This window comes from bacterium, assembly GCA_040757115.1.
In the GTDB taxonomy this organism is placed as follows: domain Bacteria; phylum UBA9089; class CG2-30-40-21; order CG2-30-40-21; family SBAY01; genus JBFLXS01.
In genome coordinates this window covers 1-5956 of the sequence record JBFLYA010000226.1, presented here as the reverse complement: position 1 = coordinate 5956, position 5956 = coordinate 1, and the positions used below count along the sequence as shown (strand labels likewise).

The 5956-nt window shown below is 39.7% G+C and carries 5 protein-coding genes; 3 read left to right on the top strand and 2 right to left on the bottom strand.

All coding sequences use genetic code 11. From position 1 onward, the window contains the following. The first annotated feature begins 305 nt into the window (after positions 1-305). Together AB1422_15520 and AB1422_15515 are read left to right on the top strand one after the other, a co-directional pair. Positions 306-1484, top strand: coding sequence for an ATP-binding protein (locus AB1422_15520; protein ID MEW6620718.1), 1179 nt, complete (start codon positions 306-308; stop codon positions 1482-1484). Between the two features lie 78 nt (positions 1485-1562). Further along, positions 1563-2621: a sigma-54 dependent transcriptional regulator gene (locus tag AB1422_15515; protein ID MEW6620717.1), complete on the top strand. Its 1059-nt coding sequence runs from the start codon at positions 1563-1565 to the stop codon at positions 2619-2621. A 421-nt stretch (positions 2622-3042) separates the two neighbouring features. Here AB1422_15515 and AB1422_15510 read toward each other — a convergent pair whose 3' ends face one another. Both AB1422_15510 and AB1422_15505 read right to left on the bottom strand, forming a co-directional pair. After that, positions 3043-3462, bottom strand: coding sequence for a hypothetical protein (locus AB1422_15510; GenBank protein MEW6620716.1), 420 nt, complete (start codon positions 3460-3462; stop codon positions 3043-3045). 49 nt (positions 3463-3511) lie between these two features. Continuing rightward, positions 3512-4408 (bottom strand): sulfite exporter TauE/SafE family protein, encoded by an 897-nt coding sequence (locus AB1422_15505; protein MEW6620715.1) that lies wholly within the window; start codon positions 4406-4408, stop codon positions 3512-3514. Positions 4409-4839: 431 nt separating this feature from the next. Here AB1422_15505 and AB1422_15500 point away from each other — a divergent pair, with 431 nt between their 5' ends. After that, positions 4840-5691: a universal stress protein gene (locus tag AB1422_15500; protein ID MEW6620714.1), complete on the top strand. Its 852-nt coding sequence runs from the start codon at positions 4840-4842 to the stop codon at positions 5689-5691. Positions 5692-5956 lie beyond the last annotated feature (265 nt).

Sequence of the window (5956 nt, the reverse complement as noted above, 5' to 3'; positions counted from 1 at the left end):
TTGGTAATATCTTTGCTTCAAGTATTTTAACGCTGAAAGGAAAGAGATAATTTTACATTTTGATATGTAATTTTTATATTTGCTTTTTGCATTTTGCTCTTTGGAGGAAATTGATAAAAATAGAGGTGTTAAAAGTTACCCACAAATTTTACATACACCCGTTCTGAAAAGAATGCTTGACAATAGCCTCACAAGGGTATATAATTAAGAATGGGCAGATTGGTAACCTGTAAAATATCACCTGTTCCGAAGTTGTCAATTGCGTCAGGACATAAAGCACTTTTGTTAAAAAAGGAGTATCATAGATGAGTTTTACACTACAGCCAGCAACAGAGGAAGATTTTGTTGATCGAGAAGATATCCTTGAAGAAATGCTTCAAACCCTCACGGATGAGAAAGTAAGAATGGGATATGCCCTGGTTGGACCAAGGAGAATTGGTAAAACCTCTATCCTCAAGGAAGTGGCGAGAAGATTAAACCAAAGAGACGATATTGTTGCTGTCTATTTTTCACTCTGGGATATTATTGAAAATACCGCTGTTGACCTCTGCAACCAGATTACTATCTCTATTATTGAAGCTGTGAAAAAGAGACTCTCTTTAAAGTATAAGATAGCACATATCCTCAAGGTCCCGGCAACAAAGTTTTTTGATTTTCTGAAGACGATTGATGTTAAGATAAGTATCTTTGAAGATATTGAAATTTCACTGGCCGCAGGCAAAAAAGGGGAGATGGATATAAATCTTCTGGTGAAAAAAGTCTTTGAATTTGCTGAAAGACTTGCTGAGGAACTTAACCTGAGATTGGTCTTAATCCTGGATGAATTCCCTTCAATTATGGATGTAAAAAACGGAACAAAACTCGGTGAAGGCATCATCAAGAAAATAAGGACTATCCAGGAAGACTTGACCAGAACTATCCTCTGTGTATCGGGTTCTATAAGAAGAACGATGGATGTCGCAGTGCTTTCCCCATCTGCGGCTTTTTACAGGCAGTTTGTAATAAGGCATATCGGCCCTTTTGACATTTCAGTGGTCAGAGCTTTGATGATACGGAATATACAGGGTGAGATAAAGGAAGAGGCACTGGAAGAGTTGTATAAGCTCACCAAAGGCATACCCTTTTATGTCCAATTTATTGGAAGGGAATTGAACAGAACAGGAGAGAAGATAATAAACCAGGAACTGGTGCAAAAGGCATTCGGAGATTTTCTTGCTCAAGAAGGCGATATACTCTTTTTTGAGGAATTTAAGTCCTTCAGCGATAAGGAAAAAGGCATAATTTGTGCAATGGCTGTGCATAACCTTCATACTCCAAAAGAGATATGTCAGACAACCAAAAGCAATTCTAATCTTATAAGCCGATATATCGAATATTTCATAGATAAAGGCATTCTTTTAAAACAGGATAAGGGCTTATACGAGTTCACTGACCCTATTTTTAAACTCTGGTTAAAGAAGAGATACTCCCCTACAATTTTGTAGGCGATATTTTTGTAGGGATAAATAAAGGCATAAAGAGATTTGTTCTGTAACATCTTCGTGTCCTTCGTGCTCTTCGTGGTGAATAGTTACGCTAAACCATTCAAATTAGACGAGATTAGACAGGTAGTCAAGGAAGCGATAGAAAAGGTAAATCTTAAAAAGGAGAATAAGTTGCTGCGGGAGCAGGTGGAGAACCTCCAGGGCAGGGTTAAAATAATCACCCAGGATCCAGCAATGCAAAGACTACTTAACACCGCCAAACAGATTGCTCCAACCGACTCTAATGTATTGATAAGCGGTGAAACCGGAACAGGCAAGGAATTATTAGCTAAGTATATCCACTTTAACAGCCTTCGCGCAAATGGAGCATTTTTTGCCATAAACTGTGGTGCCTTCCCAGAAAGCCTCCTCAATAGTGAGTTGTTTGGTTATGAGAAGGGTGCATTTACAGATGCTCAAGCGATGAAGAAGGGGCTAATTGAAATGGCATCCGGCGGAACGCTATTCTTAGATGAGATAACCGAGATGCTTCCCTCTATGCAGGTAAAACTATTGAGGGTTATTCAGGAAAAGGATGTCTTAAGACTTGGCTCTACAAAGCCAATAAAGGTGGATGTCCGATTTATTGCGGCTACAAATAGAAACATCCAGGAATCCATAAAAGATGGGCAATTCAGGCAGGACCTGTATTATCGCTTAAATGTCCTTTCCTTTCATCTGCCCCCGCTTTCAGAAAGGAAGGATGACCTTGTGCTTTTAAGCTATTACTTTCTGAAAAAATACTCTCTCTTAATGAAGAAGGAGATAAGTGGAATATCCGAAGATGTGCTTGCCTTATTAAGAGAGTATGACTTCCCTGGGAATATTCGGGAATTGGAAAACATCATTGAGCGAGGGGTTGCCCTTGCCAGTGGAAATGTCCTCGAGGTTAGTCATCTTCCAGAAGATCTGAAAGGTTTGAGCGTTAGAACATTCAGAAAAAAGGAAGGGAGGATACCAACCCTCAAGGAGCAAGAGACAGATTATATCCAATGGGTATTAAATGAGGTAGGGAATAATCAGACCCAGGCAGCACAAATTCTGGGTATCGATAGGGTATCTCTGTGGAGGAAGTTACAGAAGGAAAAAGAGAAGTAGTGCAAAAAATGTCGAGCTGTGCAGTTAAGATAAACCACGAAGGGCACGAAGACCACGAAGAAAAAATATGGTAACTATTCAGTAATTATTCAGCTACAGATGAACACGGATTAGCACGGATAAATACACAGGTCAGAAGACAGATGAGAAACGGAGAAAGGGAGAAACGGAGAAGGGAAACTATTGGAGTCAGACCGTGAATGTTGAATGTAAAAGGAACTGCTTTCTACATTCAAGGTCTGACTCTAATCCCTTTATTGTTTACACTTCTAATGTATAGCCCTGAACGGTTACCGAATTTGATTGTTTTTTAACCAGATTATTAGATGGTCAATAAGCGAAATCAGTTACGAGAGTTGTTTATGAGTTGCTTATTCTCTACGAACTCTGCGTTCTCTGCGGTGAGAGAGATAAATACAAGTTAGTGCCCTCCTGATTTTAAGATTCCACTTGCGGCTAAGACTAAAACAGCAACCTCAAAAATTGCTATTACCACATAGGGAATATCCTTTTTTCTCATGAGAATAGGTAATATCACCAGATAACATAAGACTGTAAGCCCTGCAAGGAGGGCTATACCTACAAAAGTCAGATAGTCTCCTTTCCCTACCATTGCTAACCATCCCCAGCCTGTAGGAGCCTGAAAGTGATGTATAAAATCTTTTGATGCCATACCCCAGTATTTAGGCATATCTTCAATCGGGATAAAAGTGGGCAATACCCCTGATAGATAAACGATGAAGGTAACTACCAAAATTGACAGTCCTGTCCACATGGCTACATTTAATACATTAGCATAGGCTATTTGTTCTTCTGATGTTTTGGTTTTATTACTATTCATATATTTCCTTCTGATTAATTTAGCCCCAGGTGGGGCAGATTGGACTTAATTATCCAATCCCCAGCCCCTTTAGAACTGCTTTCATTCCGGCAAAGAGTAAAAGGGCAATAACTATCCATCTAATTACCCTTGGTCTTGTTTTTGCAAGTAGTTGGGCACCAATCATAGCACCACACATTATTCCGGCAATAGATGGCACAACAATTATTGGCAAAACAGCTCCTTCATTCAAATAAATCCAGGCGGCTGATGTATCAGTGATAGAAAGAAGGAATGAGCTTGTAGCCACGGATATTTTAAGCGGAACGCCCATCATCAGGTTTAAAACTGGCACATTTGCCCAGCCAGCACCCAGTCCAAACATACCTGCCATTATGCCAATAATGATAAACATAGATAATCCTTTCATTGTGCGGTGGATGCACCATTCAACATTTTTTCCAAGTGATTCTTCCCGGTAGATGCCCATAATTTTCAGGCTTTGCGATAAGGCATCGGGTTTTGGCACATCTGGAAAGTCTGATTTCTTAGCCAAAACCATAATGATAACAATGGAGATAATGGTAATACCCAGTAAGAGTTGGACAATATTTGTTGGTAGTGCAAGTCCAAGCATAGCCCCGACAATAGCGGCAGATGAAGCAATTAACGCCACTGGTAATGCTAAACGAAGATTAGCCAGATTTCTTTTAAGCAGACCAGGTCCTGCGGCAAGCGAACTAGCCAGTGCTACAAAAAGGCCAGCAGCTCTGACAAAATCAAGATGAAAAGGGAAAAAACCGCTGACAATCGGCACATATAATACTCCACCACCTACACCCCCAAGAACTGCTACAATACCAAGGAGAAAGGTAAAAATGAATAACGACAATGGCCATATCCACCAGACCACATTAGCATTTGCTACTTCCACTCCTGTTGATGCCCATACGGTTACCGCTGTAATTATTAAAACTATCAGTGATATACCTACCTTTAATGCCTTTGCAACCTTCAATTTACTCTCCTTTAAAATCAAGAAAATAATAACACGCTGATAACGCAGATGATGCAGATATTTGCGGATACAAAACAGAAGAGAGAATAAAGAGAAAGAAATCAGCGAGAATCGGTTTAAATCTGTGTCATCCGTGTGCTATTATAAATACTCCAGGAAATAGTTTGATTTAAAACGAAAATAGTTTAGCATTCTCAGAGGTATTTGTCAAGGGAAAATTACTGGGACCAGATTTTTCGCAGGATTTTTATTTTAATTCTTATCTGATAATCTGCGAAAATCTGCCTCCTATTAATTTCCCCTTGACTTTTTAAGAAAGAAAGCATATAATAAATGCAGGAAATTTGTGGATGGCGAATTGAAGAAGGAGGTTAACGAAGATGTTAAGATATAAAAAAATACTGGTGGCAATTGATGGTTCAGAAACAAGTTTGCATGCTCTAAAAGAATCATTCAAGTTCGTTCAGAAGGGAGGGTGTGAGATAACGGTTGTTTCTGTTGTCCCACCATATACAGGCGATCTTGATTTAGTTAGTGTGGGAGATATTATGGGCTCTATGAAAAAACCATATCAGGATGCCTTATCTCAAGCTGATGAATTAGCAAAAACCGAAGGGGTATCAATTAAGACTATTTGCGAAGAAGGTGAGATATATGAACGGGTTGTTGATTTAGCCAAAAGTGAAAACTACGATTTGATAGTTGTAGGAAGAAGGGGACTACGGCGACTGGAGCGAATATTGGTTGGCAGTGTTACTGCCCGTATTATAGGTCACACTCAGAAGGATGTGCTGGTAATTCCAGGAGATACTGTCATAGGATGGGAAAATGTCCTTCTTGCTACTGATGGCTCCAAATGTAGTCAGGGAGCGACAGAAAGGGCTATATCTTTTACAAAATCATACCATAGGGAATTGAAGGTCGTATCTGTGGTGGATGTTCCGACTGAATTTTATGGCGAAGCTCCAGAGGTGGCAGAAACCCTCATTCAACAAGCCAAAGGTTTTGTTGATGAAGTGAAGGAAAAGGCAGAAGCAGATGGCATTAAGGTAGTAACCTTTGTCAGAGAAGGTGAGGCGTATAAAGTCATCACAGAATTAGCAAAAAATGAAAAAGTGGATGTTATTTTTATGGGTAGTCACGGCAGGACAGGACTCAAAAGAGTCCTTATGGGCAGTGTAACTGAAGAGGTCATTGGTCATACCCCCTGTCCAGTAGTTGTAGTTAAGTAATTTCTTGTGCTATAATTGGAAGCAAGATAAATTTGATTTTTGATTTAATTTCAGGTCTAATTCTCAGTTATCTCCCTCAAATCCTATTTTGCAGAATCCTATACACTATTTTAACCTTTATACTAGTGCTCTGTCGCCATTCAAGTGATTGATTGGCCGTTGTCCCCCGCTGGCGGGGGTCTAATCCTTACCCACAAGTTGGGTAACAAGATGAAGTAAGCAAGGATAAACTATAAACGGGAGATTAGAGATTGCAGGAGAGCGG

Excerpts from the sequence above, each read along its gene's own strand:
- AB1422_15520 (MEW6620718.1), top strand. The coding sequence starts at position 306 with ATGAGTTTTACACTACAGCCAGCAACAGAGGAAGATTTTGTTGATCGA.
- AB1422_15510 (MEW6620716.1), bottom strand. The coding sequence starts at position 3,462 with ATGAATAGTAATAAAACCAAAACATCAGAAGAACAAATAGCCTATGCT.
- AB1422_15500 (MEW6620714.1), top strand. The coding sequence starts at position 4,840 with ATGTTAAGATATAAAAAAATACTGGTGGCAATTGATGGTTCAGAAACA.